A 24,352-nucleotide genomic window follows, 5' to 3' on the forward strand; every position below is an offset into this window, starting at 1 on the left:
CCTTCCGGGTCAGCGCCGGCGCGCGGAGGCGACCAGCTGGCCGAGGACCACGAGCGCGAGCGCGATGACGAACATGGAGAAGCCGATGACGTTGGCCTGGGCGGGGATGCCGCGCAGGTAGGAGACGTAGACGAACTTCGGGAACGTCGTCTCGTTGCCGGAGACGAAGTTGGTGATGATGAAGTCGTCGAAAGACAGCGAGAAGGACAGCAGGGCGGCGCCGACGATGCCCGGCAGCACGAGCGGGAAGGTCACCCGCCAGAAGGTGGCGCCCGGGCCCGCGTACAGGTCCTGGGCGGCCTCCTCGATGCGGGGGTCGAGGCTCTGCAGCCGGGCCTTGACCGTGACGACGACGAAGCTGATGCAGAACATGATGTGCGCGATGAGGATCGTCCAGAACCCGAGGGCGAGCCCGACCCGGGAGAAGCCCTGGACGAAGATCGTCAGGAGGCTGGCGCCGAGGACGATCTCGGGGGTGGCCATCGGCACGAAGACGAGCACGTTGCTCGCCGACCGGCCGCGGAAGCGGTGACGGACGAGCGCGAAGGCGAGCAGGGTGCCGAGGACGGTCGCCATGAGGGTGGCGAGCACGCCGATGCGCAGCGAGACCCCGAGCGCCTCGCAGACTCCCGGCGCGCCGCACGGGTCCCGCCAGTGCTTCAGGGTCGGGCTGCCCTGCGGGTTCCAGACGATGTTGGACTTGCGGTAGTTGTTGAAGGAGAAGACGAAGGTGTAGGCGACCGGCAGGAACAGGTAGAGCAGGACCAGGAGCGCGACGAGGACCGAGAAGCGGTCCCTGACCCAGCGGGTCACAGCAGCTCCTCCGTCCCGAACCGGCGCACGTAGACGAAGACCATGGCGAGGATGAGCGCCATGAGCGTGAACGAGAGCGCCGCCGCCACGGGGAAGCCACCGAGCACCTTGAAGAACTGGCTCTCGATGACGTTGCCGACCATCTTGGTGTCGTCGGCGCCGAGCAGGTCGGCGTTGACGTAGTCGCCGGCGGCCGGGATGAACGTCAGCAGGGTCCCGGCGAGCACACCCGGCGCCGACATCGGCAGGGTCACCGTGCGGAAGGTGGTGAACCCGTTGGCGTACAGGTCACCGCCCGCCTCGATGACCCGGTGGTCGGCCCGCTCGAGCGAGGCGTAGATCGGCAGCACCATGAAGGGCAGGAAGTTGTACGTCAGCCCCGCGACGACCGCCGCCCAGGTCTCGGTGATGTGCCCGCCCGGCAGCAGGTGGAGGGCGTTGAGAGTGCTCGCCACCGGCCCCTCGTCGGCGAGGATCTGCCGCCAGGCCACCGTGCGGAGGATGAACGAGGTGAAGAACGGGGCGATGACGGCGATGAGCATGACGTTGCGCCACCGGCCCACCTTGAACGCCATCGCGTACGCGAGCGGGTAGGCCAGGACGAACGCGAAGAAGGTCGCGAGCGCCGCGAAGAGCAGCGAGCGGCCGAACTGCGGCGCGAAGTCGGTGAGCGCACGCAGGTAGTTGCCCGCGTTGACGTCCCGGTAGTAGTAGCCGGGGTACCCGGGGAACTGTGACTGCAGGCTCACCGTGAACAGCTGCACGAGGGGCACGACGAAGAAGACGAGCAGCCACAGCCCACCGGGCAGGAGCAGCAGGTACGGGACCCAGCGCCGGCCGGGGCGCTCCTGGTCGTCCGCGGGGGGTGTGGGCCCTCCCCCGCCGGCCTGCCCGACGTGGGCGAGGGCGGTCATCCGGTCGCCTCCGCGGCCGCCGCCGCCTCGGCCTCGTCGAGGGGCACGGTGAAGGCGTGCGCGGGGTTCCACGAGATCCACACCTCGTCGCCGGGGCGCAGGTCGACCGGGTCGACGTCGAGGTTCTGCTCGTAGCAGCTCCACACGGTGCCGCTCGGGAGCCGCACGAGGTACTCGGTGGCGACGCCGGTGAACGAGACGTCCAGGACGGTGCCCCGCACGTCGTCGCCGGTGCCCTCGGGTGCCTCGCGCAGCACCCTGACCTTCTCCGGGCGGATCCCGAACAGCACCGCGCCCTCGCGGGCCTGGGCCCGCGAGAGCGGCACCGTGACCGTCGTGCCCTGCACCTCGGCGCTCAGGTGCTCGCCGTCCCGCCCGAGCACCGTCCCGGCGCCGAGGTTGGACCGGCCGACGAAGTTGGCGACGAAGGCCGTCCGCGGCAGGTCGTAGAGCTCGGCGGGCGCCCCCATCTGCTCGATCCGGCCGTGGTTCATCACCGCGACCGTGTCGGCCATCGTCATGGCCTCCTCCTGGTCGTGGGTGACGTGGACGAACGTCAGCCCGACCTCGGTCTGGATGCGTTTGAGCTCGACCTGCAGCTGCCGGCGCAGCTTGAGGTCGAGGGCGCCGAGCGGCTCGTCGAGCAGGAGCACCTCGGGACGGTTGACGAGGGCCCGGGCCAGCGCCACCCGCTGCTGCTGCCCGCCGGAGAGCTGGGCCGGCTTGCGGGAGGCGAGGTGGTCGACCTCGACGAGGGCGAGCGCCTCGTCGGCGAGCGCGCCCGCCTCGCGCACCCGACGCCGCGTGGGCCCGAAGGCGACGTTGTCGCGCACCGTGAGGTGGGGGAAGAGCGCATAGCTCTGGAAGACCGTGTTCACCGGGCGCTCGAAGGGCCGGCTACCGGTGAGGTCGGTGTCGCCGATGAGCACCCGCCCCGAGGTGGGCTGCTCGAGCCCGGCGACCATCCGCAACGTCGTCGTCTTGCCGCAGCCGGAGGGGCCGAGCAGGGCGAAGAAGGACCCGCGCGGCACGAGCAGGTCGAGGTCGTCGACCGCCGTGAAGCCGCCGAAGGACTTCGTCACCGACTCCAGGCGCAGGTCGCCCGTCGCCTCGCGCACACCACTGCTGCGTGCCATCAGTTGCCCATCACCTTCTGCCAGAGGGCGCTGTACTCCTGGTCCTCCTCGGGCGTGAGCGCCCGGAAGCCCTGGATGTTGTTGCGCGCGATGTAGTCCGCGCTCGGGAAGATGAAGGGGCTCTCGGCGAGCTCGGGGTCGGTCTTGGCCAGCTCCTCCTGCGCCCCCTGCACCGGGCAGACGTAGTTGACCCAGGCGGCGACCTGGGCCGCGACGGCCGGGTCGTAGTAGTAGTTCATCAGGGCCATCGCGTTGCGGCGGTGGGTCGAGGTGATCGGGACCATCATGTTGTCGCTCCACAGGGTCCCGCCGGACTCGGGGACCGTGAAGGTCCAGTCGTCGTTGCCGGTCTCGGCCCGCAGGACGAACAGGTCCCCGCTCCACACGATCCCGGCGAGGGCGTTGCCCGACTTGAGGTCCTCGAGGTAGCTGTTGCCCTTGATCCGCCGGATGTACCCCTCGGACATCTTCTGCTCGACGACCTCGACGGCCTTCTCGAACTCGGCCCGGCCCCAGTCGGAGGTGATGTCGACGCCCTGGCTCTGCATGACGAGCGCGACGGTGTCGCGGAACTCGGACAGCACGACGATCCGGCCCTTGAGGTCCTCGGTCCACAGGTCATCGAGGGTCCTGATCTCCCGACCCAGCGCGGAGCGGTCGTAGCCGATGCCGGCGAACCCGGACTGCCAGGTCAGCGAGTGGGTGCGTCCCGGGTCGAAGCTGACGTCCTTGAGGGAGTCCAGCAGGTTCGGGGCGTTGGGCATCGAGATGATCTCCAGCGGCTGGCACAGCTGGTCGGTGATCACCCGGTTGGCCATCCAGTCGGTGAAGACGAAGATGTCGGCGCCGACGTCCTGCCCGGCCCGCAGCTGCGGGGCGATCTTGTTGAAGTAGGAGTCGTTGTCCTCGATGTCCTCGGAGTACGTGGCCCGGATGCCGGTCCTGCGCTGGAAGGCCTCGAGGGTGGGGTAGCGCTTGGTGTCCTCGTCGTAGTCGAGGTAGGCCGTCCAGTTCGACCACCGGACCACCGGCTCGGAGCCGGAGACGTCACGCGGCAGCTCGAGCTCGGCGGTGCCCGCGGCGGGCGGCTGCGGCGGTGCGCACGCACCGAGGGTCGCGGCGGCGCCCCCGACGGCGGCCACGCCGAGGAGGGAGCGGCGCGAGACCTGCGAGGCGCGCGCGGCGCGCACCAGGCCCCCGACGGCGGGGTCGAGCGGCGGGCGGAGGCGGCGGGGTGGCATCGGCGGGTCCTCAGCTGTCGATGTTGGCCATGACGTGCTTGACCCGGGTGTAGTCCTCGAAGCCGTACATCGACAGGTCCTTGCCGTACCCGGAGCGCTTGAAGCCCCCGTGCGGCATCTCGGCGACGAGCGGGATGTGGGTGTTGATCCACACGCACCCGAAGTCGAGGGCCCGCGACATCCGCATGGCGCGCCCAAAGTCCTTGGTCCACACCGAGGACGCGAGGCCGTAGTCGACACCGTTGGCCCAGCGCACCGCCTCGTCCTCGTCGGTGAAGCGCTGGACGGTGATGACCGGACCGAAGATCTCGTTCTGCACCGCCTCGTCGTCCTGGCGCAGCCCGGACACGACGGTGGGCTCGAGGAAGAACCCGTCGCCGAGGGCCGCGACCCGGTTGCCGCCGGCCGCGACCGAGGCGTGCGAGGGCAGCCGTTCGATGAAGCCGCTCACGCGTTCGAGCTGGGTGGCGTTGTTGACCGGACCGAAGAGGGCGTCCTCGTCGTCGGGCAGGCCCACCGGCGCCGAGCCCTTCGCGTACTCGGCGAGCGCCGCGACGAAGTCGTCGTGGATGCCGGGGGCGGCGAGCACCCGGGTCGCGGCCGTGCAGTCCTGGCCGGCGTTGAAGTAGCCGGCGACCGCGATGCCCTCGACCGCCGCCTCGAGGTCGGCGTCGTCGAAGACGACGACCGGTGCCTTGCCCCCGAGCTCGAGGTGCACCCGCTTGACCGAGGGCGCGGCGCTCGCCGCCACCTCCGCGCCGGCCCGCACCGAACCGGTGATCGCCACGAGCGAGGGGGTCGGGTGCTCGACGACGAGGCGGCCGGTGTCGCGGTCGCCGGTGACGACGTTCAGGGTGCCCGGCGGCAGGAACTCCGAGGCGATCTGCGCGAGCAGGAGGGTGGACTGCGGGGTGGTCTCGCTCGGCTTGAGGACCACGGTGTTGCCCGCGGCGAGCGCCGGGGCGATCTTCCACACCGCCATGAGCAGCGGGTAGTTCCAGGGCGTCACCTGACCGACCACCCCGATCGGCTCGCGCCGGACCCACGAGGTGTGCCCGGCGAGGTACTCGCCCGCCGCCTTGCCCTCGAGGATGCGCGCGGCGCCGGCGAAGAACCGCAGCTGGTCGACCATCGGGGGGATCTCCTCGCTCGCGGTGAGCGCCTTGATCTTGCCGGTGTCCTGGGACTCGAGCTCGATGACCTCCTCGGCCCGGGCCTCGAGGGCGTCGGCGATCTTCAGCAGCGCCTGCTGCCGCTCGCTCGGCGTGCTCCGGCCCCACTCACCGAAGGCGCGCGCCGCGGCGGCATAGGCGGCGTCGACGTCCTCGGCGCCGCTGACCGGCGCGGTCGCGACGACCGCCCCGGTCGCCGGGGCGAGGATGTCGGTGGTGGTCTCGGTCCGGGCCTCACGGGGCCCGCCGTCGACGAAGTTGCGCAGGACGCGTGGGCTGCTCATCTCGGGTGCTCCCAGGGGGGTCGGCGGTCATGCTCGCTGTGCGGGGAGAGTAGTACGCGAGGCCGCGAAATCACTAGAGTGCTTCCACATTTCTTGGCGGATGGCGTGGGATTGCCCCACCGAACTTGCGGATTCAGTGTGTTTCCTCTTGCGTCGTCGGCGCCCGCCAGCCACCATGGGGCGGGTGACCACGCGCCAGCACCGCGACCGCTCGCCGGAGATCCGGCTCGACGACGTCGCCAAACGGATCATCGAGCTCCTCCAGGAGGACGGCCGGCAGTCCTACGCCGCGATCGCCAAGGCGGTGGGCCTGTCCGAGGCGGCGGTACGCCAGCGGGTCCAGCGCCTTCTCGACGCCGAGGTCATGCAGATCGTCGCGGTGACCGACCCCATGCAGGTGGGCTTCCGCCGCCAGGCGATGATCGGCATCCGCGCCTCCGGCGACCTGGTCGACCTCGGCCACTCCCTCTCGCAGATGCCCGAGGTGGACTACGTGGTGACCACCGCCGGCTCCTTCGACGTCCTCGCCGAGGTCGTCTGCGAGGACGACGACCACCTCCTGGAGCTGCTGACCAAACGGATCCGGCCGCTGCCGGGGGTCACCGCCACCGAGACCTTCGTCTACCTCAAGCTCAACAAGCAGCACTACAACTGGGGAACCCGATGAGCATCGAACCGAACGACGTGTGGGAGCCGGCCTCCGAGCGCCGCACCCCGACCGGAGCCCGCTACTCCGACGCCGCCCGCGAGCACCTGTGGATGCACTTCACGCGCCACTCGGTGTTCGAGGACCCGAGCGGCGGGGGGCTCGGGCACTCGGTGCCCGTCATCACCCGCGGCGAGGGCTGGCGGGTGTGGGACGACCGGGGCAACGAGTACCTCGACGGGCTCGCCGGCCTCTTCGTCGTCAACGCCGGCCACGGGCGCACCGAGATCGGCGAGGCGATGGCCCGGCAGGCCTCCGAGCTGGCCTTCTTCCCCCTGTGGTCCTACGCCCACCCCCGCGCCATCGAGCTCGCCGAGCGGCTCGCCGCGCTCGCCCCCGCCGACCTGAACCGGGTGTTCTTCACCACCGGTGGCGGCGAGGCCGTCGAGACCGCGTGGAAGCTGGCCAAGCAGTACTTCAAGCTCACCGGCCGGCCGACCAAGCACAAGGTGATCTCCCGCGCGGTCGCGTACCACGGCACCCCCCACGGCGCACTGTCGATCACCGGCATCCCCGCCGCGAAGGCCGACTTCGAGCCCCTCGTCCCCGGCGCCCACAAGGTCCCGAACACCAACATCTACCGGGCGCCGGAGCACCTGCGCGAGGACGAGAAGGCCTTCGGACGGTGGGCCGCGGACCGGATCGCCGAGGCCATCGAGTTCGAGGGCCCCGAGACCGTCGCCGCGGTCTTCCTCGAGCCGGTGCAGAACTCCGGCGGGTGCTTCCCGCCGCCGGCGGGCTACTTCGAGCGCGTCCGGGAGATCTGCGACGAGTACGACGTCCTGCTCGTCTCGGACGAGACCATCTGTGCGTTCGGGCGGGTCGGGTCGATGTTCGCGTGCGACGACTTCGGCTACGTCCCGGACATCATCACGACCGCCAAGGGCATCACGAGCGGGTACGCGCCCCTCGGGCTGATGATCGCCAGCGACCGGCTCTTCGAGCCGTTCCGCTCGGGAACGACCTCCTTCGCCCACGGCTACACCTGGGGCGGGCATCCCGTCTCGTGCGCCGCGGCCATGGCCAACCTCGACATCTTCGAGCGCGAGGGCCTCACCGACCGGGTCAAGGAGAACGCGCCCGCCTTCCGTTCCACCCTCGAGCGGCTGCTCGACCTCCCCCTCGTCGGCGACGTCCGCGGCGCCGGGTACTTCTACGGCATCGAGCTGGTCAAGGACAAGGCGACCCGGGAGACCTTCGACGAGGAGGAGTCCGAGCGGCTGCTGCGCGGCTTCCTGTCCAAGGCCCTCTTCGACGCCGGCCTGTACTGCCGGGCCGACGACCGCGGCGACCCGGTGATCCAGCTCGCGCCGCCGCTGACGATGGGACCGGAGCAGTTCGCGGAGATCGAGCGACGACTGCGCTCGGTCCTCACCGAGGCCGAGAGCCACCTCTGAGCGTGGCCGCGCCGTCCGGGACCCCGCCCCTGTGGTGGGACATCCGCCGCAGCGACGCGCCCCCGGCCACCGGGGAGGTGCCCCGCGCGGCGGACGTCGTCGTCGTCGGTGGCGGCTTCACCGGGCTGTGGACTGCGTACTACCTCCTGCGTGCCGAGCCGGCGCTCGACGTGCTCGTCCTCGAGGCCGAGCACGTCGGGTTCGGGGCGAGCGGCCGCAACGGCGGCTGGGTCTCGGCGCTGTGGCCGGTCTCACCGGACACCCTGGCCGCGCGCTCCGGTCGCACGGCGACGCTCGCCCACCTCGCGGCCCTGCGGGACACGGTCGACGAGGTGGGCCGCGTCGAGGAGCAGGAGGGGCTCGGGTCGGGGTTCGTCAAGGGCGGCACGCTGGCCGTGGCCCGCACCCCCGCCCAGGTCGAGCGGGCCCGGGCCGCGGCGCGGGCGGGTGCGCAGTGGGGTGACGGCACCCGGTGGCTCGAGGCCCCCGAGGCGCGCGAGCGGCTGCGGGCCCCGGCGACCCTGGGGGCCACGCTCAACCCGCACTGCGCCCGGGTCCAGCCGCGCGACCTGGCCGACGGGCTCGCCGCCGCGGTGCGCCGCCTCGGGGGCACGGTGCTCGAGGGGGTCCGGGTGGCCCGAGCCGGTGACGGGGTCGCCGTCCTCGAGGACGGCCGCCGGGTCACCGCGGGCTCTGTGGTGCTCGCGACCGAGGGCTGGACCCCGCGGCTGCCGGGGCACGAGCGGGCCCTCATCCCGGTGTACTCGCTCATGGTCGCCACCGAGCCGCTCACGCCCCAGCAGTGGGAGCGGCTCGGGCTGGCCGACCGGGAGGTCTTCACCGACCACGGGCACATGGTCATCTACGGCCAGCGCACCGTCGATGACCGGATCGCCTTCGGCGGCCGTGGGGCGCCCTACCACCTCGGGTCGGCGGTGCGCCCCGAGTTCGACCACGAGGAGCGGGTCTTCGCCGCGTTGCGGCGCACCCTGACCGAGCTGCTCCCGGACCTCTCGGGCGTGCGGTTCACCCATGCGTGGGGCGGGCCGCTCGGGATCCCGCGCGACTGGCACCCGTCGGTCACCTGGGACCCCTCGACCCGTACCGGCCGGGCCGGGGGGTACGTCGGCGACGGGGTCGCCGCGACCAACCTCGCGGGGCGCACCCTCGCCGACCTCGTGCTCGGGCTCCCCAGCGGCCTGACCGAGCTGCCCTGGGTCGGCCACGCCTCGCCGTCCTGGGAGCCGGAGCCGCTGCGCTGGCTCGGGGTCAACGCCGGCCTGCGGCTGGCCCGGCTGGCCGAGGCCGAGGAGGCGCGTACCGGGCGGCCCAGCCGCCTGGAGCCGCTGCTCTCCCGGCTCACCGGGGGCCACTGAGGCCGGCTGCTCCACCGGTAGGTTCGGGGGATGCGCGAGATCGAGACCCTGGCGGCCCTCGACGCGGCACTCGGGGACGGCGGCACGCTGCGCGGGCTGCGGCTGCAGGACCTCGACCTCACCCCGCGCGCGGAGCGGCTCATGCGGCGGGTGGACGTCGAGGGCCTCGTCGTCCTCGGTGGCCGCCTGCCCCGCGACCTCGAGGACCACCTGCGCCGGCACGGGGCGCTCGTCTTCCCCACCGACCCGCGCGCGCCGGTCGACCCCTACCGCGCGCGGCTGTACTCCCCCGCCGAGCTCTACGACGGGCTGCTCGAGGTCGGCTACGAGTCGACCCCGGACGCGCGCGCCTACCGGTGGTCGCGCGACGCCGCCGTCGGCCACGACGCCTTCGTCACGCTGCTGCGCGCGATCCACGACGACTCGATGAGCGACGCCCTGAGCGACGTGCTCGAGGGCCACCCCGTCGTCGGCGTCATGGGCGGTCACGCCCTGCGGCGCGACGAGGAGGCCTATGCCCGGGCCGCGGCCCTCGGCCACGCGCTGGCCCGCGCCGGCCTCGTCGTCGCGACCGGAGGCGGGCCCGGGGCCATGGAGGCGGCCAACCTCGGCGCCTTCGCACCGGACACCGGCGCGCTCACCGAGGCGGTGGCCCGGCTGGCGGCTGCCCGCGGCTTCACCGACGTGCGGGCCTGGGCGGCCGCGGGCCTCGAGGTGCGCTCCTGGCTGGAGGGCGGCTCCGGGCCGGTCCGCAGTATCGGCATCCCCACGTGGTTCTACGGGCACGAGCCGCCGAACGTCTTCTGCGACGGCATCGCCAAGTACTTCTCGAACGCGATCCGGGAGGACGGTCTGCTCGCCCGCTCGAGCGCGGGCGTCGTCGTCCTCCCGGGGGCCGCCGGCACCGTCCAGGAGGTCTTCCAGGCGGCCACCCGCCTCTACTACGGCGTCGAGCCGTCCGACGGCGCGCCCCTGCCCCGGCTCGTGCTCGTGGGTGCGGGGTACTGGCGCGAGAGCGTCCCGGTGTGGCCGGCGCTCGCGGCCCTCGCCGCCGACCGCCCGATGGCCGGTGCGGTCCACCTCGTCGACGACCTCGCCGAGGCCGTGCGGCTGCTCACCGGCTGACCGGCCGGTGACGCGCCCCTTAAGCGGTGGACGCGGCGAGCTGGCCGCAGGCCCCGTCGATCTCCGACCCGCGGGTGTCGCGCACCGTCGTCGGGATGCCGTGCGCGCGCAGCCGCTCGACGAACTGCTGCTCGACCCCCCGCCGCGACGCCGTCCACTTCGAGCCCGGTGTCGGGTTGAGCGGGATGGGGTTGACGTGGACCCAGCCCTTGCCGCGGGCGGTGAGCTTCTGCGCGAGCAGGTCCGCGCGCCATGCCTGGTCGTTGACGTCGCGGATGAGGGCGTACTCGATGCTCACCCGGCGTCCGGTGGCCTCGTGGTAGCGGCGGGCGGCGTCGATGGCCTCGTCGACCCGGTAGCGGGTGTTGATGGGGACCAGCTCGTCGCGCAGCTCGTCGTCGGGTGCGTGCAGGGAGAGCGCGAGGGTGACCGGGATGCCCTCGGCCGCGAGCCGGTCGATGCCGGGCACGAGCCCGACGCTCGACATGGTGATCCCGCGCGCCGACATCCCGAGGCCGCCCGGTGCCGGCTCGGTGAGCCGGCGGATCGCCCCGACGGCGGCCCGGTAGTTGGCCAGGGCCTCCCCCATCCCCATGAAGACGACGTTGGTGACCCGTGCCGGGCCACCCGCCGGCGCCGGTTCCTCCGCCTCGTCGCCGAGGGCGATCCCGCCGGCGGCCCCGGCGGCCTCCGGGAGGCCGCCGTGACGCAGCAGCCGGGCCGCCGCGAGCACCTGCTCGACGATCTCGGCGGTCGACATGTTGCGGGTCAGCCCCTCCTGACCGGTCGCACAGAACGGACAGTTCATCCCGCAGCCGGCCTGGCTGGAGATGCACACGGTCACCCGGTTCGGGTAGCGCATGAGGACCGACTCGACGAGCGCCCCATCGAAGAGCCGCCACACCTGCTTGACGGTCGCGCCCGAGTCGGCCGAGATGCTGCGCACGGGCGCGAGCAGCGGCGGCAGCAGGTCACGCACGAGGTCCTCGCGGACCGCCCGCGGCAGGTCGGTCATCTCCTCGGGGGAGTCGACGAGCCGCTCGAAGTAGTGCGTCGAGACCTGGTTGGCGCGGAAGGCCGGGTGGCCGAGTGCGACGACGGCCTCACGGCGCTCGGCGACGGTGAGGTCGGCCAGGTGCCGGGGCGGCTTGCCCCGGCGGGGTGCCCGCAGCGTCAGCTGCCCGGGCGCGGGTCGGGGGTCGGTGTTCTCGGTCATGGTCCACCCATTCTCGCAGGTCCGGGTGGGTGCCGGCGGCGCGCGCCGGTCTCGGTCCGCGACACGGGGTTTGCGGATCCTCGCGTTCGCCCGCGCCCGCTCGGCGCAGGCCGTACCCTGAGCGCAGTCCCGTTCAGCAGGGGAACGGGACATGCAGGGAAAGGCACGGCCATGGGTCCGTACCACGATCGGCGTGCGCCCGTGCTCGGGGCACCACACCACGCGGGGAGCCCAGCCCCCCGCGGCCACACGCGCCACCGGCCCGACCGGGGCGGGGGCGAGCCGTCCCCTCCGGCCCTGGAGCGGGCGCTGACCTCCTGGCTCGTCGGCGCCCCGGGGACCGTCGACGACGGCGAGGACGCCCGGGCCACCGGGTTCGCCGACCACCTCGCCGAGGCGCTCTCCCTCGACCTGCCGCCGCGGGTCGTGACGCCCGCGGACACCACGCTCGCCGCCGCCCGGCGACCGGACCGCACCCTGCTCGAGCTCGGCCGGGCCAACCTCCTGCTCCGGCTACGGGCCGCCGAGCTGGACGTCGTCCACCTCGGCCCGGCCCGGCGCGGGGTCGTCGCGCTCGTCGGCGACTCCCCGTACGTGGCCTCCTTCGCGCTCTTCCTCCCCGCCGCCATCGAGCGCTGGCTGCCGGGGGCCGACCTCTCCGGCGGGGTCCTCTTCGCGGTCCCGCACCGACATGCCCTGCTCCTGGCCCCGAGCCCGGGAGCGGTGGAGACGCGCGAGGGGCTGGACCTGCTCCCGACCTACGCCGCCCAGATGTACGCCGACGGCGAGGGCGCGCTCACCCCCCACGTCTACCACTGGGCCGAGGGGCGGGTGCGCTGCGTCACCACCGAGCTCGGCGACGGGACGCTGGGCGTCCTGCCCACCGCCCGGCTTGATGCCCTCCTGGGTACCGACCGGCGCGCCGGCTGAGCCGGCCGCCCCCGTTCAGCCGGTGGGCACGAAGGCGAGCAGCAGCGCCCAGGCGATCGGGGCGACGACGACGAGCGAGTCGAGCCGGTCCATGATGCCGCCGTGCCCCGGCAGCAGGGTGCCCATGTCCTTGATGCCGAGGTCTCGCTTGACGCTCGACTCGATGAGGTCACCGAGCGTCGCGGCGCCGGCGGTGACCGCGCCGAGCACGGCGCCGGCCCACCACGTCCCCCCGAGCAGCAGCGGGAGGGCAGCCGCGCCGATCGCGGCGCAGGTGAGGACCGAGCCGGCCAGCCCCTCCCAGGACTTCTTCGGGCTCAGCGAGGGCGCCATCGGGTGGCGTCCGAGGAGGACCCCGACGGCGTAGCCCCCGATGTCGGAGAAGACCGTGACCAGGACGAAGGTGATGATCCGCAGGCGGCCGTCCGGCGAGGCGAGCATGAGCGAGGCGAAGCCGCCGAGGAAGACGGGGTAGAAGGCGACGAGCACCGAGGCGGACAGGTCGCGCGCGGCGTCGGAGAGCCCGTCGGCGACCCGCCAGACGAGCAGGGCGACCACGGTGAGCCCGAAGGTGACCACGAGAGCCTCGGCGCCGCGCAGGTAGGCCGAGACGGTCATCCCGACGCTGCCGAGCACCAGCGGGACGAGCGGGACGTGCATCCCCCTGGTGGCGACGGCCCGGCGGACCTCCCAGGCGCCGAGGGTCACCGCCGCGGTGACGACGGCGAGAAAGGCGCGCGCGTCGAGGACGAGGGTCCCGACGACGACGGCACCGAGGAGCAGCCCGACGACGATGGCCGCCCGCAGGTCGCGCCCGGCACGCGGGGTGCGGCCGGCGGGGTCCTGCGCGGTGGGCGGCTGCGCGTCGGCCGGCCCTGGCGGCCCGGACCCGTCCGCCGTCGCGAGCGTCCCCGTACCGGGACCCGTGTCCTCGGCCGGGGTCACGCGCTCCTCGGGACGGTCCGGCATCGCACTCAGACCTCGAGCAGCTCGGCTTCCTTGTGGCGCAGCAGGTCGTCGATCTGCTCGACGTGCCGCTTGGTCACCGTCTCGAGCTCCTTCTCGGCCCGCACCCCCTCGTCCTCCCCGACGTCGCCGTCCTTGACGAGCCGCTCGAGCGAGGTCTTGGCCTGCCGGCGGATGTTGCGCACGGAGACCCTGGCCTCCTCGGCCTCGGTGTGCGCCATCTTCACGTACTCGCGGCGGCGCTCCTCGGTCAGCTGGGGCATGGTGCAGCGGATGATCGTGCCGTCGTTGCTCGGGTTGACCCCGAGGTCGGCCTGCTGGATCGCCTTCTCGATGGCGTGCATCGAGGACTTGTCGAACGGGCTGATGACGATCGTGCGTGCCTCGGGCGTCTGGAAGGACGCCAGCTGCTGCAGCGGCGTCGGGGCGCCGTAGTAGTCGACGAGGATCTTCTGGAACATCCCCGGGTGGGCGCGTCCGGTGCGGATGGCGGCGAAGCTGTCCTTGGCGACCTCGACGGCCTTCTCCATCTTCTCCTCGGCGTCGAACAACGTCTCGTCGATCATCGGGGCGCTTCTCCTTCGGTCGGCGCCGCGGTCGCGGCGCACTGCGGGGTCCAGTGTGTCAAACGCCCGGGGCACGCCGGGCCGGCGCGGATCAGCCGGCGTGGACGAGGGTGCCGATGGGCTCGCCGCGCAGGGCCCGCGTGACGTTGCCGTCGCCCTCCATACCGAAGACGACCATGGGCAGCCGGTTGTCCATGCACAGGCTGAACGCGGCGGCGTCGACGACCTTCAGCCCGGTGCGCAGCGCCTCCTCGAAGGTGACGCTCTCGAGCTTGCGGGCCTCGGGGTTGGTCCGCGGGTCGGCGTCGTAGACGCCGTCGACCCCGTTCTTGCTCATCAGGACCGCGTCGCACTGGCACTCCAGGGCCCGCTGGGCGCTCACCGTGTCGGTCGAGAAGTACGGCATGCCGGCTCCGGCCCCGAAGATGACCACCCGGCCCTTCTCCAGGTGACGGATGGCGCGGCGCGGGATGTACGGCTCGGCGACCTGGCCCATCGTGATGGCGGTCTGGACGCGGGTGTCGACCCCCTCCTTCTCGAGGAAGTCCTGCAGGGCCAGGCAGTTCATCACGGTGCCGAGCATCCCGATGTAGTCGGCACGGGCGCGCTCCATCCCCTTCTGCTGCAGCTCGGCGCCCCGGAAGAAGTTTCCGCCGCCGACGACGATCGCCACCTCGATGCCGTCGCGGACGGCCTCGGCGATCTGGTGGGCGACCCCTCGGACGACGTCCGGGTCGACCCCCACCCGGCCCCCGCCGAAGACCTCGCCGGAGAGCTTGAGCAGGACCCGGCGCGTGCGGCCCGAGGACGCGGCGGCCGCCGGGGCCTCGTCGGTGGCAGGCAGGGTCACGGGGGGCCTCCTCGGGCACAGGTGCGCAGCGCGGTCACCCGATCCTGTCACACGCCGGCGAGGTCGACCCAACCGGGAAACCCGCAGGTAACCTGCGGCTGCGACGATGCCCGGATGGACGCCGAGCGCGAGGTGCTGACCTGGGCCGCCTTCGACGAGGCCGTGTGGTCGCTCGCCGAGCGGGTCGCCGGCGACGGGGTCCCCGACGCCGTCCTCGCCGTCGCGCGCGGTGGGCTGGTCGTCGGCGGGGCCCTCGCCTACGCGACCGGGGTCAAGTGCACCCCGGTCCTCAACGTCGAGCTCTACACGGGGGTCGACGAGCGCCTGCCCGAGCCCCGGCTCGTGCCCCCGGTGCCGGACCTCGGCGGCCTGGCCGGGGCCGACGTGCTCGTGGCCGACGACGTCGCGGACACGGGCCTGACGCTCGTCGCGGTGCGGGACTTCCTCGCCGGGCGCGTCGGGCGGGTCCGCACGGCCGTCGTCTACGAGAAGCCGGGCTCGCTCGTGCGTCCGGACTACACGTGGGGGCACACCGACCGGTGGGTGACCTTCCCGTGGAGCGACCGCGAGCCGGTCTGCGCGCGCAGCGCCGCCACCGCCTGACGGCCACGGGCCACCACCGGGTCAGCCCGGCACGCGGAGGGTCGCGAGCACCGGGTGGTGGTCACTGACCGGCGGGCCGTCGTCGAGCACCTCGGCCCCGAGCACCTCCACGCCGCGCGCCAGCACCCAGTCGATGCACCCGCTGCCGGTGCCGTACCCGTGGAACGTCCGCGGCGCCCGCCCCGCGGTCGGGAGAACCGGCTCGAGGCACCCGGCGAGCACCCCCGCGAGCTGCGAGCCGGGCTCGGCGTTGACGTCCCCCGTGAGGACCACCGGGGCGTCACCGGCGACCTCGCCCACCAGCCCGCACAGCTGACGGGCCGCGAGCAGCCGGCTCTGCGGGCAGACGTGGTCCAGGTGGGTGTTGACGAGCACCACCTCACCGGTCCCCCCGCGGGACGCGAGACGGACCCAGGTCGCCATCCGGGGGAAGCCCTGGGTCGCCGTCCACCGCGTCCCGAGCCGGTCCGGGGAGGCCGAGAGCGCGACGTCGCCGCCCGCCACCGGCCGCCAGCGGTCACTGCGGTACACGACGGCGCAGTGCTCGTCCTCGTGCCCACCGAGGCGGTCGCGCCCGGACCACGCGAGCGGCCGCTCGGCCGGCGCGTCGGCGCACAGCTGCTCGAGCATCGGCGCGAGCGCCTCCTGGGTCCCGACGACGTCGGGCTCGACCCGCGCGAGCAGGGCCGCGAGCCTCGGGCGACGGCTCGGCCAGTCGTGCGGCGGCGGGTCGTCCGGACCGCGCAGGTTGAGGGACATCACGGCGAGCTCCACCCCGGCACGCTAGCCGCAGCCGGCGCGGGCTACGCCCCCGGGGACGACGACGCCGCCGCCGGGCGGACCCGGGGGCGGCGTCGTGGTCGGTGCGGTGGGCCCGCGTCAGGCGCCGACGCGGAACCGGACGAAGCCGGTGGCCTGCGCGCCCGCCTCCTCGAGGACCTTCGCCACGGTCTTCTTCGGCTCCTTGGCGAACGGCTGCTCGAGCAGCACCCGGTCCTTGAAGAAGCCGTTGACGCGGCCCTCGACGATCTTGGGCAGGGCCGCCTCCGGCTTGCCCTCCTCCTTGGCCGTCGCCTCGGCCAGCCGGCGCTCGTGCTCGACGGTCTCGGCGTCGACCTCCTCGCGGGTGAGCACGCTCGGCGCGAACGCCGCGACGTGCATCGCGACGTCCCGCGCCACGGTGTCCTCGCCGCCGGTGGTCGAGACGAGGACGCCGATCTGCGCGGGCAGGTCGGGGCTCGTCTTGTGCAGGTAGGACACGACGTGCTCGCCCTCGAGCCGGGCGACCCGCTTGACCTCGATCTTCTCGCCGATCGTCGCGTTCGCGTCGTCGAGCAGCTCCTGGACCGACCGGCCGTCGGCGAGGGTCGACTTCAGGAGGCTGTCGGCGTCGGCGGCCCGCGTCGAGACGGCCTGGGCCAGCACCTCGTCGGCGAGGGCGCCGAAGCGCTCGCCCTTGGCGACGAAGTCGGTCTCGCAGAGGACCTCGACGAGGGTGCCCACGCCGTCACCGGCCCGGGCGGCGACCAGCCCGTTGGACGTCGTGCGCCCCTCGCGCTTGGTGACGCCCTTCTGGCCCTTGACGCGCAGGATCTCCTCCGCGGCGGCCAGGTCGCCGTCGGCCTCGTCGAGGGCGTGCTTGACGTCCATCATGCCGGCCGCGGTCTTCTCGCGGAGCGCCTTGATGTCAGCGGCGGTGTAGTTCGCCATGGTTCCTATCTCGCTCGTGGTGGGTGGACGGGGATGCCCGGGTCAGGCCTGGTCGGCGGTCGCCTCGGCCTCGACGGGAGCGGCCTCGACGGCCGGAGCGGCGTCCGCGGCCGGAGCGGCCTCGGCGGCCGGAGCGGCCTCGGCGGCCGGAGCAGCCTCGGCGGCCTCGGGGGCCGTGGCGGCCGCGGTCTCGCCGGCCTCCGGGGCGACCTCGGCAGCGGCCTGCTCGGCCTCGCCGCCGAGCAGCTCGCGCTCCCACTCCGCCAGCGGCTCCTCGCCCTGGGCCTGCTCGCCGGTGGCGGCCTGCCCGCCCGAGCGGGCGATGAGGCCCTCGGCGGCGGCGTCGGCGATGACGCGGGTCAGCAGGGTGACCGAGCGGATGGCGTCGTCGTTGCCGGGGATCTTGTAGTCGACCTCGTCGGGGTCGCAGTTGGTGTCGAGGATGGCGATGACCGGCAGCCCGAGCTTGCGGGCCTCGTCGACCGCGAGGTGCTCCTTCTTGGTGTCGACGACCCAGACGGCCGAGGGGACCTTGGACATCGAGCGGATGCCACCGAGGGTCTTCTCGAGCTTGTCCTTCTCGCGCTTCATCATCAGGAGCTCCTTCTTCGTGCGGCCGCTGCCGGCCACGTCGTCGAAGTCGACCTCCTCGAGCTCCTTCAGGCGCGTGAGGCGCTTGGAGATCGTCTGGAAGTTCGTGAGCATCCCGCCGAGCCAGCGGTGGTTGACGTAGGGCATCCCGACCCGCGTGGCCTGCTCGGCGATCGGCTCCTGGGCCTGCCGCTTGGTCCCGACGAAGAGGATCGTGCCCCCGTGGGCGACGGTCTCCTTGACGAACTCGTAGGCGTTGTTGATGTAGGTCACCGACTGCTGCAGGTCGATGATGTAGATGCCGTTGCGCTCGGTCATGATGAAGCGCTTCATCTTCGGGTTCCACCGGCGGGTCTGGTGCCCGAAGTGGACGCCGCTCTCGAGGAGCTGGCGCATGGTGACGACGGCCATCGTCGTTCTCCTTGTGCTGTGAGGTTGTCAGTTGTCGTCGGTGGAGCCCGAGCCCCGGAGGGTGGACCCACCTGCCTGGCGCCCTGACGCACCCCGGACGACCGTGGCCACGAGGGCCGCGCTCGCCACTGCCGTGGTGCGCCCCTGCGTGAAGCTCGTCGCAGGAGGATGACGCGCGAGATGTGGCTCCCCGCGTGCACGCACACGGAGGCCATCGGACATGGTACGTGCCGCCCGGGCCGCGACGGAAATCGGCCGGGGGTGGCCGCGTAGCCTGCGAGCCATGCCCCGCACCCCCGGACACCCCGCGCTCGCCGAGCTCGGCACGACGGTCTTCGCGACGATGACCCAGCTGGCGCTCGAGAAGGACGCGGTCAACCTCGGTCAGGGCTTCCCGGACACCGACGGCCCGCGCGAGGTGCTCGACGCCGCGGTCGAGGCCATCCGCAGCGGGCGCAACCAGTACCCGCCAGGTGCCGGCTACCCCGAGCTGCGCGCGGCGGTCGCCGCCCATCAGGAGCGCTTCTACGGGCTGCGGCTCGACCCGGCACGCGAGGTGCTCGTGACGGTCGGTGCGACCGAGGCCATCGCGGCCGCGGTGCTCGCGCTCGTCCGACCGGGCGAGGAGGTCGTGACGTTCGAGCCGTACTACGACAGCTACGCCGCGACCATCGCGTTGGCCGGCGGGGTGCGCAGGACCTCCCTGCTGCGCTTCCCCGACTTCGCCGTCGACGAGGCCTCCCTGCGGGCCGCCTTCTCACCGCGGACGTCGATGGTCCTGCTCAACACCCCCCACAACCCGACCGGCCGGGTGTTCTCGCGCGAGGAGCTCGAGCTCGTCGCCGAGCTGGCCCGCGAGTACGACGCCTGGGTGGTCACCGACGAGGTGTACGAGCATCTCGCCTTCGACGGGCGCCGGCACGTGCCCATCGCCACCCTGCCCGGGATGGCCGAGCGGACCGTCACCATCTCCTCGGGCGGGAAGACGTTCGCGACGACCGGGTGGAAGGTCGGCTGGCTCAGCGGGCCGGCGGAGGCGGTGGCCGCCGCCCGGGCGGTCAAGCAGTTCCTCACGTTCGTCGGCTCGGGACCGTTCCAGCCGGCCGTCGCCGCCGGGCTCGGCCTGCCCGACGCGGTCTTCGAGCGGCTCGCGGCCTCGATGGCCGGCAAGCGCGACCGGCTGGTCTCCGGGCTGCGCACGGCCGGCTTCGAGGTCCCCGTCCCCGAGGGGGGCTACTTCGTGCTCGCCGACGCCGCTCCCCTCGGGGTGCAGGACGCGGTACAGCTGTGCTTCGACCTGCCCGACCTCGCCGGCGTCGTCGGCGTGCCGGCCTCGGCGTTCCACGACTCACCGCGCAGCGCCCCCACCCTCGTGCGGTTCGCGTTCTGCAAGGAGGACGCGGTCCTCGACGAGGGGTGCCGGCGGCTCGCCCGGCTGCGCGGCGCCTGAGCACGGGCCGCCCGGCCCCACCCGTCCACAGGGCGCGCCGGACGGTGCCGTCGTCCACAGTCCCGGGCGCGTGTCTGGCCGTGTCGGCGGGTCCACCCCGACCGTGGGGGCGTGACTACCGTGAGCGCCGCCACCGCCGCCGTCCTGACCGCCCTGGCCGTTGCCGGGGCGGCGGCCGCCGCTCCCCGGGCCGGGGATCTGACCGGCTCGGGGTGGCCCCTCGGCGAGGCCCCGCGCGACCTGCCCTCGGTGCTCCCCGCGCCGGAGCGGGCGGTGCCCCGGTGGCGCTGGCCTCTGCGCCCCCGGCCGGAGGTGGTGCGGCCCTTCCTCGCGCCCTCCTCGCCCTGGGGTGCCGGCCACCGCGGCCTCGACCTCGCGGCCGGACCAGGGGCCGGGGTGTCGGCGGTGGAGGCCGGTGTGGTCACCCACGTGGGCCGGGTCGCCGGGCGGGGCACCGTGACGGTGCAGCACGCCGACGGGCTGCGCAGCACCTACGAGCCGGTCGCCGGGTCGGTGGCCGCCGGGGACCGGGTCGCGGCCGGCGACCGGCTGGGCACGCTGGAGCCGCGCGCCTCCGCCGGCGCCCACTGTGTCCGCTCCTGCGTCCACCTCGGGGCGCTGCGCGGCCAGGCCTACCTCGACCCGCTGCCGCTGCTCACCGGTCGCGGGCGCATCCGGCTCCTGCCGCTCGGGGACCGCTGATCCGCGCCCGCAGGTGTCACGCGCGCGGGTGGGCCTGGGCGTAGGAGCGCTTGAGCCGGTCCACGGACACGTGGGTGTAGATCTGGGTCGTCGCCAGCGAGGCGTGCCCGAGCAGCTCCTGGACCATCCGCAGGTCGGCCCCGCCCTCGAGCAGGTGGGTGGCGGCACTGTGCCGCAGGCCGTGCGGCCCGATGTCCGGGGCGTCCTCGACGTGGGCGAGCAGCCGGTGCAGCGCCTCGCGGACCTGACGTGGGTCGACCCGCCGGCCCCGCCGGCCGAGCAGGAGCGCCGGCCCGCTCTCTGGCCTGACCACCCGGGGGCGGCCCCGCGCGAGCCAGTCGGTGACGGCGTCGCGTGCGGGGGCCCCGAAGGGCACGCGACGCTCCTTGTCGCCCTTGCCGACGACCCGCAGGACGCACTCGCCGAGGTCGACGTCGTCGACGTCGAGGCCCGCCAGCTCGGCGACCCGGATCCCGGTGGCGTAGAGCAGCTCGAGGGCGGCCCGGTCGCGCAGGTGCAGCGGGTCGTCGTCGTCCGCCGCCACGGCGGCGACCTGCAGGAGGGCGGCCGCCGAGCGCTGGGCCAGTACCGGTGGCAGTGTCCGCTGGCGCTTTGGTGCGGCGAGCCGCAGCGACGGGTCCTCGGCGACCCGGCCGGTGCGCTCGCACCAGCGGAAGAACGCGCGCAGCGAGGCCGCGGTGCGGGCCAGGGTGGAGCGCGCCACCCCGCGACGGGCCAGGGTGCCGAGCCACCCCCGCAGGTCGGCCAGGGTGACCGCGCCCACCGCGCCCTCGTCGGTGGCGCCGACGGCCTCGAGGAAGGCCGCGACGTCGCGCGTGTAGGCGCGCACGGTGTGCTCGGAGCGGCCTCGCTCGGAGCGCAGGTGTCGCTCGAAGGCCGAGAGGACCTCGGGAGGGTCGACGCTCACGCCGCCACGGTGACACCCTCGCCTCCCCGGTGCAACGAGAACCGCCGCGGCCGTGCAACTCCCGCCGACCCCGACCCCGCTGCCGCTCACGGGTCTCGGCCGGCACCGAGGCCGGCCGTGGTGCTCAGCGGCGGGGTGCGGGTCTTGCGCCAGCACCCCTCGCGCTGCTCGAGGAGGCCGAGCGCCTCGAGGACCGCGACCGCGGCCGGGACGCGTGCGGGGTCGACCCCCGCGACGACCGCGAGGCGGTGGGACGGCAGCCAGCGGCGCACCGGTGCCGCGGACCACACCGCGTGCTCCACGGCGTCGAGGTCGTCGGTCGGCAGCGGCACGGGGCGGGGCTGGGGGGCGAGCTCGTCGCCGATCCGAGCGGCGAGCTCGGCGACCTCGGCGGTGTCGGTGACGAGCACGGCGTCGGTCTCGCGCAGCAGCTGGTGGCAGCCCGCGGAGGTCGCGCTCGTCACCGGGCCGGGGACCGCCGCCACCGGCAGGTGGTGCTCGCGGGCCTCGCGCGCCGTGGACAGCGAGCCCGAGCGCAGCCCGGCCTCGACGACGACGGTGGCCCGGGCCAGCAGGGCGATGACCCGGTTGCGGGCGAGGAAGCGGCTGCGGTGCGGCAGCGCGCCGGGGGGCATCTCGCTGACGACGGCCCCGCTGGCGCGCACGGCCTCGATCAGCGCCCGATGTGCGCGCGGGTAGGCGACGTCGGCACCGCAGGCGAGCACCGCGACCCCGGGACCCTCGGCCGCCAGCGCCCCGCGGTGTGCCGCGGCGTCGATCCCGTAGGCGGCCCCACTGACCACGGTCCACCCCCGGGTGGCCAGGCCCTCGCCGAGCTCGCTCGCCACCCGCAGCCCGTACTCGCTCGCGGCCCGGGAGCCGACGACGGCGACCGAGCGCTCGGCGAGCGCGGCGAGGTCGGGCTCGCCCCGGACGTAGAGGCAGTACGGCGGTGACGTGTGCCGGTCGAGGCCGACCGGCCACCCCGGGTCTCCCGGGACGAGGACCCGGGCCCCGCTGGCCTCGACGGCGTGCGCGAGAGCGCCCAGGTCGAGCTCCGGCAGGCGCACGGAGGACTCCGGCCCGGCGGCGCTCTCCCGTCGGCGGACCCGGGCCAGGGTCGCGACCGCCCCCTCGGCGGCGAGCCCGCGCACCGTCGACCCGTGCTTGGGCTCGACGAGGAAGGACAGCGCGACCCGGGCCCAGCGCTCCTCGCGCTCGAGCGGGTGGGCCGGCCTCATGCCGCCACCCCCTCGGCGCGGCGCAGGGCCAGCCCGGCGGCGACGTCCTCGCGGGTCGGCGCGACCCGACCGGCGAGGTCGGCCGAGGACCAGGCGACGCGCAGCACCCGGTCGTAGCCGCGCAGGGTGATCCTCCCCGCGTCCAGGGCACGGTCGACCGCGAGGGTCACGGCCGGGGGCAGCCGGTAGGGGGCCCGGCGGAGCACGTGCCCGGGGACCAGCCCGTTGACACCCCAGCCGCCGGCCGCCCAGCGCTCGGCCTGGGCCCCCCGGGCGGCGAGCACCCGCTGCGCCACGACGGCGCTGGGCTCGCCGGTCTCCGCCCCGAACGCGGCCCGCCGCACGGGCGGCACGTGGACGCGCAGGTCGACCCGGTCCAGCAGGGGGCCGGCGAGCCGGCCGGTGTACGCCCGGATCTCGCGGGGCTGGCACGTGCACTCGACCCCCTTGCCGAACCCCATGCCGCACGGGCAGGGGTTGGCCGCGAGCACGAGGAGGAAGCGCGCCGGGTACCGGACCACCTGGCGGGCACGGGCGATGACGACCTCACCGCTCTCCAGCGGCTGGCGCAGGGTCTGCAGCACGGCACTGCGGAACTCCGGGGCCTCGTCGAGGAAGAGCACGCCCCGGTGGGCTCGGGAGACCGACCCCGGCAGCACCGCACCGGAACCACCCCCGGCCAGCGCGGCGGCCGAGGTGCTGTGGTGCGGCGCGACGAACGGCGGGGTGCGCTCGAGCGCGGTGACCTCGCCGACCGGTGCGACCAGGGAGCGCACCGCGTGCACCTCGAGCGCCTCCTGTCGGCTCAGCGGCGGCAGCACGGTGACGAGCCGTTCGGCGAGCATCGTCTTGCCCACCCCCGGCGGGCCGGTCATGAGCAGATGGTGGGCGCCGGTCGCGGCGAGCTCGAGGGCGGCCCGCGCCTCGGGCTGGCCGACGACGTCGGCCAGGTCGAGACCCGGGGAGCCCACGGGTGCCGGCGCGCCGGCGCGGGGCGCGACCGGTAGTGCCGCCACGTCGGCCGCGGCCCGGTACCACTGGACCACCTCCGCGAGCGAGCCGGCGCCGTGGACGGTCACCTCCTGGACGAGCTGGGCCTCGGCCACGTTCTCGCCCGGCACGACGACGTGCCGGGCGCCCCGGCGCGCCGCGGCGAGGACGGCCGGCAGGACACCGCGCACGCCACGCAGCCGGCCGTCGAGGGAGAGCTCACCGAGGTGGACCACCCCCTCGACGAGCGAGCGCGGCAGCACCCCCGCGGCGGCGAGCACGGCGACGGCGATGCCCAGGTCGAAGGCGGAGCCGCGCTTGGGGACCGACGCCGGCGAGAGGTTGACCGTGACCCGGTGGGGCGGGACGGGGACCCCGACGGTGGCCGCCGCGGCCCGGACCCGGTCCGGCGCCTGCGCGCAGGCGGTGTCGGGCAGGCCCCCCACGGTGAAGCTCGGCAGGCCGGACCCGATGTGCGCCTCGACGTCGACGAGCGTGCCCTCGAGGCCGGTGAGCGCGACGGCGTGGGTCCGGCCCAGGCCGAGGGTCACGACCCCACCCCGGCGACATGCCGCACCCGGGCCGGCTCGCCGGGCCGGCAGAGCACCCCGACGACGTCGACCCGCAGCCCCTGCCCGGCCTGCGGGTGCCGGCGCGCGTACGCCGCGGCGAGCCGGCGCAGCCGGAGGGCCTTGGCCGCGGTGACCGCCTCGACCGGCTCTCCGAAGGCCGTGCCCCGGCGGGTCTTGACCTCGCAGATGACGAGGCACTCGCCGTCGCGGGCGACGATGTCGACCTCCCCGTGCTCACAGCGCCAGTTGCGCTCGAGCACCTCAAGGCCCCGCTCACGCAGGTAGCGTGCCGCCAGCTCCTCGCCGTAGCGGCCGAGCGCCGCCCTCGGCGCGGCCGGGCCGGCGCCCGTCGGTGTCGTCATGGCCCGACCCCACCGTCGGGCTGGCGCCGGCGCCAGCCCCGGCCGGCAACCTGTGGACACCGGGCCCGGCGTGGAGTGCCTGTGGACGAGCCGCGCGGGC

Annotated in this window: 24 protein-coding genes; 8 read left to right on the forward strand and 16 right to left on the reverse strand. The window is 74.3% G+C overall.

All coding sequences use genetic code 11. The features are described from left to right. Positions 1-9: 9 nt before the first annotated feature. From G8D98_RS06000 to G8D98_RS06020, 5 genes are read right to left on the reverse strand one after another with little or no spacing between them, the layout of a single operon-like run. Positions 10-813, reverse strand: a complete 804-nt coding sequence (locus tag G8D98_RS06000) for an ABC transporter permease (protein WP_166100391.1) — start codon at positions 811-813, stop codon at positions 10-12. Then, positions 810-1,727, reverse strand: a complete 918-nt coding sequence (locus tag G8D98_RS06005) for an ABC transporter permease (RefSeq protein ID WP_166100394.1) — start codon at positions 1,725-1,727, stop codon at positions 810-812. The genes G8D98_RS06000 and G8D98_RS06005 overlap by 4 nt, the downstream gene beginning before the upstream one ends. Further along, positions 1,724-2,863, reverse strand: coding sequence for an ABC transporter ATP-binding protein (locus G8D98_RS06010; RefSeq protein ID WP_166100396.1), 1,140 nt, complete (start codon positions 2,861-2,863; stop codon positions 1,724-1,726). Before G8D98_RS06010 ends, G8D98_RS06005 begins: the two co-directional genes overlap by 4 nt. After that, positions 2,863-4,104, reverse strand: coding sequence for an ABC transporter substrate-binding protein (locus G8D98_RS06015; RefSeq protein WP_166100398.1), 1,242 nt, complete (start codon positions 4,102-4,104; stop codon positions 2,863-2,865). The genes G8D98_RS06010 and G8D98_RS06015 overlap by 1 nt, the downstream gene beginning before the upstream one ends. A 10-nt stretch (positions 4,105-4,114) precedes the next feature. Continuing rightward, positions 4,115-5,560 carry a gamma-aminobutyraldehyde dehydrogenase gene (locus tag G8D98_RS06020; RefSeq protein ID WP_166100401.1) on the reverse strand — a complete coding sequence of 482 codons (1,446 nt, stop codon included), beginning with the start codon at positions 5,558-5,560 and terminating at the stop codon, positions 4,115-4,117. 175 nt (positions 5,561-5,735) lie between these two features. On the opposite strand from G8D98_RS06020, the gene G8D98_RS06025 reads away from it, so the two are divergent. Genes G8D98_RS06025 through G8D98_RS06040 form a run of 4 tightly spaced genes read left to right on the forward strand, consistent with a single transcriptional unit; the run spans position 5,736 to position 10,164 of the window. Beyond that, positions 5,736-6,227: an Lrp/AsnC family transcriptional regulator gene (locus tag G8D98_RS06025; protein WP_166100403.1), complete on the forward strand. Its 492-nt coding sequence runs from the start codon at positions 5,736-5,738 to the stop codon at positions 6,225-6,227. Next, complete coding sequence (locus tag G8D98_RS06030) at positions 6,224-7,663, forward strand: aspartate aminotransferase family protein (protein ID WP_166100406.1); 1,440 nt, start codon at positions 6,224-6,226, stop codon at positions 7,661-7,663. The genes G8D98_RS06025 and G8D98_RS06030 overlap by 4 nt, the downstream gene beginning before the upstream one ends. A 2-nt stretch (positions 7,664-7,665) precedes the next feature. Continuing rightward, positions 7,666-9,039 carry an NAD(P)/FAD-dependent oxidoreductase gene (locus G8D98_RS06035; protein ID WP_229661913.1) on the forward strand — a complete coding sequence of 458 codons (1,374 nt, stop codon included), beginning with the start codon at positions 7,666-7,668 and terminating at the stop codon, positions 9,037-9,039. A gap of 30 nt (positions 9,040-9,069) precedes the next feature. After that, positions 9,070-10,164, forward strand: a complete 1,095-nt coding sequence (locus G8D98_RS06040) for an LOG family protein (RefSeq protein WP_166100409.1) — start codon at positions 9,070-9,072, stop codon at positions 10,162-10,164. Between the two features lie 19 nt (positions 10,165-10,183). Here the strand turns inward: G8D98_RS06040 and rlmN are convergent, their stop codons facing one another. Beyond that, positions 10,184-11,380, reverse strand: a complete 1,197-nt coding sequence (gene rlmN / locus G8D98_RS06045; protein ID WP_166100411.1) for a 23S rRNA (adenine(2503)-C(2))-methyltransferase RlmN — start codon at positions 11,378-11,380, stop codon at positions 10,184-10,186. A 201-nt stretch (positions 11,381-11,581) separates the two neighbouring features. Here rlmN and G8D98_RS06050 point away from each other — a divergent pair, with 201 nt between their 5' ends. After that, a complete protein-coding gene (locus G8D98_RS06050) occupies positions 11,582-12,310 on the forward strand; it encodes a hypothetical protein (protein ID WP_166100414.1) in 729 nt (242 codons plus the stop codon). A 15-nt stretch (positions 12,311-12,325) separates the two neighbouring features. Here the strand turns inward: G8D98_RS06050 and G8D98_RS06055 are convergent, their stop codons facing one another. From G8D98_RS06055 to pyrH, 3 genes are all read right to left on the reverse strand, one after another. Beyond that, entirely contained in the window at positions 12,326-13,279 is a 954-nt protein-coding gene (locus G8D98_RS06055) for a phosphatidate cytidylyltransferase (protein ID WP_166100416.1), read from the reverse strand. 5 nt (positions 13,280-13,284) lie between these two features. Further along, positions 13,285-13,842, reverse strand: coding sequence for a ribosome recycling factor (gene frr, locus G8D98_RS06060; RefSeq protein WP_166100418.1), 558 nt, complete (start codon positions 13,840-13,842; stop codon positions 13,285-13,287). 91 nt (positions 13,843-13,933) lie between these two features. Then, the gene (gene pyrH, locus G8D98_RS06065) at positions 13,934-14,692 is read right to left on the reverse strand and encodes a UMP kinase (protein ID WP_229661914.1); all 759 of its coding nucleotides are present in this window, start codon (positions 14,690-14,692) and stop codon (positions 13,934-13,936) included. Positions 14,693-14,806: 114 nt separating this feature from the next. On the opposite strand from pyrH, the gene G8D98_RS06070 reads away from it, so the two are divergent. Next, entirely contained in the window at positions 14,807-15,295 is a 489-nt protein-coding gene (locus G8D98_RS06070; RefSeq protein WP_166100421.1) for a phosphoribosyltransferase, read from the forward strand. Between the two features lie 21 nt (positions 15,296-15,316). Here G8D98_RS06070 and G8D98_RS06075 read toward each other — a convergent pair whose 3' ends face one another. The 3 genes from G8D98_RS06075 to rpsB all read right to left on the reverse strand — a co-directional run bounded on the left by G8D98_RS06075 (position 15,317) and on the right by rpsB (position 18,007). Continuing rightward, a complete protein-coding gene (locus tag G8D98_RS06075) occupies positions 15,317-16,069 on the reverse strand; it encodes an endonuclease/exonuclease/phosphatase family protein (protein WP_166100424.1) in 753 nt (250 codons plus the stop codon). A gap of 105 nt (positions 16,070-16,174) precedes the next feature. Next, positions 16,175-17,005 carry a translation elongation factor Ts gene (gene tsf, locus G8D98_RS06080; RefSeq protein WP_166100426.1) on the reverse strand — a complete coding sequence of 277 codons (831 nt, stop codon included), beginning with the start codon at positions 17,003-17,005 and terminating at the stop codon, positions 16,175-16,177. A 42-nt stretch (positions 17,006-17,047) separates the two neighbouring features. Then, positions 17,048-18,007, reverse strand: coding sequence for a 30S ribosomal protein S2 (gene rpsB, locus G8D98_RS06085; protein ID WP_166100428.1), 960 nt, complete (start codon positions 18,005-18,007; stop codon positions 17,048-17,050). 283 nt (positions 18,008-18,290) lie between these two features. On the opposite strand from rpsB, the gene G8D98_RS06090 reads away from it, so the two are divergent. Together G8D98_RS06090 and G8D98_RS06095 are read left to right on the forward strand one after the other, a co-directional pair. After that, the gene (locus tag G8D98_RS06090; RefSeq protein WP_166100430.1) at positions 18,291-19,457 is read left to right on the forward strand and encodes a pyridoxal phosphate-dependent aminotransferase; all 1,167 of its coding nucleotides are present in this window, start codon (positions 18,291-18,293) and stop codon (positions 19,455-19,457) included. A gap of 111 nt (positions 19,458-19,568) precedes the next feature. Then, the gene (locus tag G8D98_RS06095) at positions 19,569-20,159 is read left to right on the forward strand and encodes a murein hydrolase activator EnvC family protein (RefSeq protein WP_229661915.1); all 591 of its coding nucleotides are present in this window, start codon (positions 19,569-19,571) and stop codon (positions 20,157-20,159) included. Positions 20,160-20,175: 16 nt separating this feature from the next. Here G8D98_RS06095 and G8D98_RS06100 read toward each other — a convergent pair whose 3' ends face one another. The 4 genes from G8D98_RS06100 to G8D98_RS06115 form a co-directional block, all read right to left on the reverse strand. After that, positions 20,176-21,087 carry a tyrosine recombinase XerC gene (locus tag G8D98_RS06100; protein WP_166100432.1) on the reverse strand — a complete coding sequence of 304 codons (912 nt, stop codon included), beginning with the start codon at positions 21,085-21,087 and terminating at the stop codon, positions 20,176-20,178. Between the two features lie 86 nt (positions 21,088-21,173). After that, positions 21,174-22,328: a DNA-processing protein DprA gene (dprA, locus tag G8D98_RS06105; protein ID WP_166100435.1), complete on the reverse strand. Its 1,155-nt coding sequence runs from the start codon at positions 22,326-22,328 to the stop codon at positions 21,174-21,176. Then, complete coding sequence (locus G8D98_RS06110) at positions 22,325-23,869, reverse strand: YifB family Mg chelatase-like AAA ATPase (protein ID WP_166100437.1); 1,545 nt, start codon at positions 23,867-23,869, stop codon at positions 22,325-22,327. Before G8D98_RS06110 ends, dprA begins: the two co-directional genes overlap by 4 nt. Next, on the reverse strand, positions 23,866-24,252 hold the full coding sequence (locus G8D98_RS06115) for a YraN family protein (protein ID WP_166100440.1): 387 nt from the start codon (positions 24,250-24,252) through the stop codon (positions 23,866-23,868). The genes G8D98_RS06110 and G8D98_RS06115 overlap by 4 nt, the downstream gene beginning before the upstream one ends. Positions 24,253-24,352 lie beyond the last annotated feature (100 nt).

The organism is Phycicoccus endophyticus (assembly GCF_011326735.1).
Classification (GTDB): domain Bacteria; phylum Actinomycetota; class Actinomycetes; order Actinomycetales; family Dermatophilaceae; genus Phycicoccus; species Phycicoccus endophyticus.

Coding starts and splice junctions, on each gene's coding strand:
- G8D98_RS06005 (WP_166100394.1), bottom strand. CDS start 1,727: ATGACCGCCCTCGCCCACGTCGGGCAGGCCGGCGGGGGAGGGCCCACA.
- dprA (WP_166100435.1), bottom strand. CDS start 22,328: ATGAGGCCGGCCCACCCGCTCGAGCGCGAGGAGCGCTGGGCCCGGGTC.
- G8D98_RS06090 (WP_166100430.1), top strand. CDS start 18,291: ATGCCCCGCACCCCCGGACACCCCGCGCTCGCCGAGCTCGGCACGACG.
- G8D98_RS06055 (WP_166100416.1), bottom strand. CDS start 13,279: ATGCCGGACCGTCCCGAGGAGCGCGTGACCCCGGCCGAGGACACGGGT.
- G8D98_RS06025 (WP_166100403.1), top strand. CDS start 5,736: ATGGGGCGGGTGACCACGCGCCAGCACCGCGACCGCTCGCCGGAGATC.
- G8D98_RS06030 (WP_166100406.1), top strand. CDS start 6,224: ATGAGCATCGAACCGAACGACGTGTGGGAGCCGGCCTCCGAGCGCCGC.
- G8D98_RS06115 (WP_166100440.1), bottom strand. CDS start 24,252: ATGACGACACCGACGGGCGCCGGCCCGGCCGCGCCGAGGGCGGCGCTC.
- G8D98_RS06020 (WP_166100401.1), bottom strand. CDS start 5,560: ATGAGCAGCCCACGCGTCCTGCGCAACTTCGTCGACGGCGGGCCCCGT.
- G8D98_RS06015 (WP_166100398.1), bottom strand. CDS start 4,104: ATGCCACCCCGCCGCCTCCGCCCGCCGCTCGACCCCGCCGTCGGGGGC.
- rpsB (WP_166100428.1), bottom strand. CDS start 18,007: ATGGCCGTCGTCACCATGCGCCAGCTCCTCGAGAGCGGCGTCCACTTC.
- G8D98_RS06070 (WP_166100421.1), top strand. CDS start 14,807: ATGGACGCCGAGCGCGAGGTGCTGACCTGGGCCGCCTTCGACGAGGCC.
- frr (WP_166100418.1), bottom strand. CDS start 13,842: ATGATCGACGAGACGTTGTTCGACGCCGAGGAGAAGATGGAGAAGGCC.
- G8D98_RS06040 (WP_166100409.1), top strand. CDS start 9,070: ATGCGCGAGATCGAGACCCTGGCGGCCCTCGACGCGGCACTCGGGGAC.
- G8D98_RS06010 (WP_166100396.1), bottom strand. CDS start 2,863: ATGGCACGCAGCAGTGGTGTGCGCGAGGCGACGGGCGACCTGCGCCTG.
- rlmN (WP_166100411.1), bottom strand. CDS start 11,380: ATGACCGAGAACACCGACCCCCGACCCGCGCCCGGGCAGCTGACGCTG.
- tsf (WP_166100426.1), bottom strand. CDS start 17,005: ATGGCGAACTACACCGCCGCTGACATCAAGGCGCTCCGCGAGAAGACC.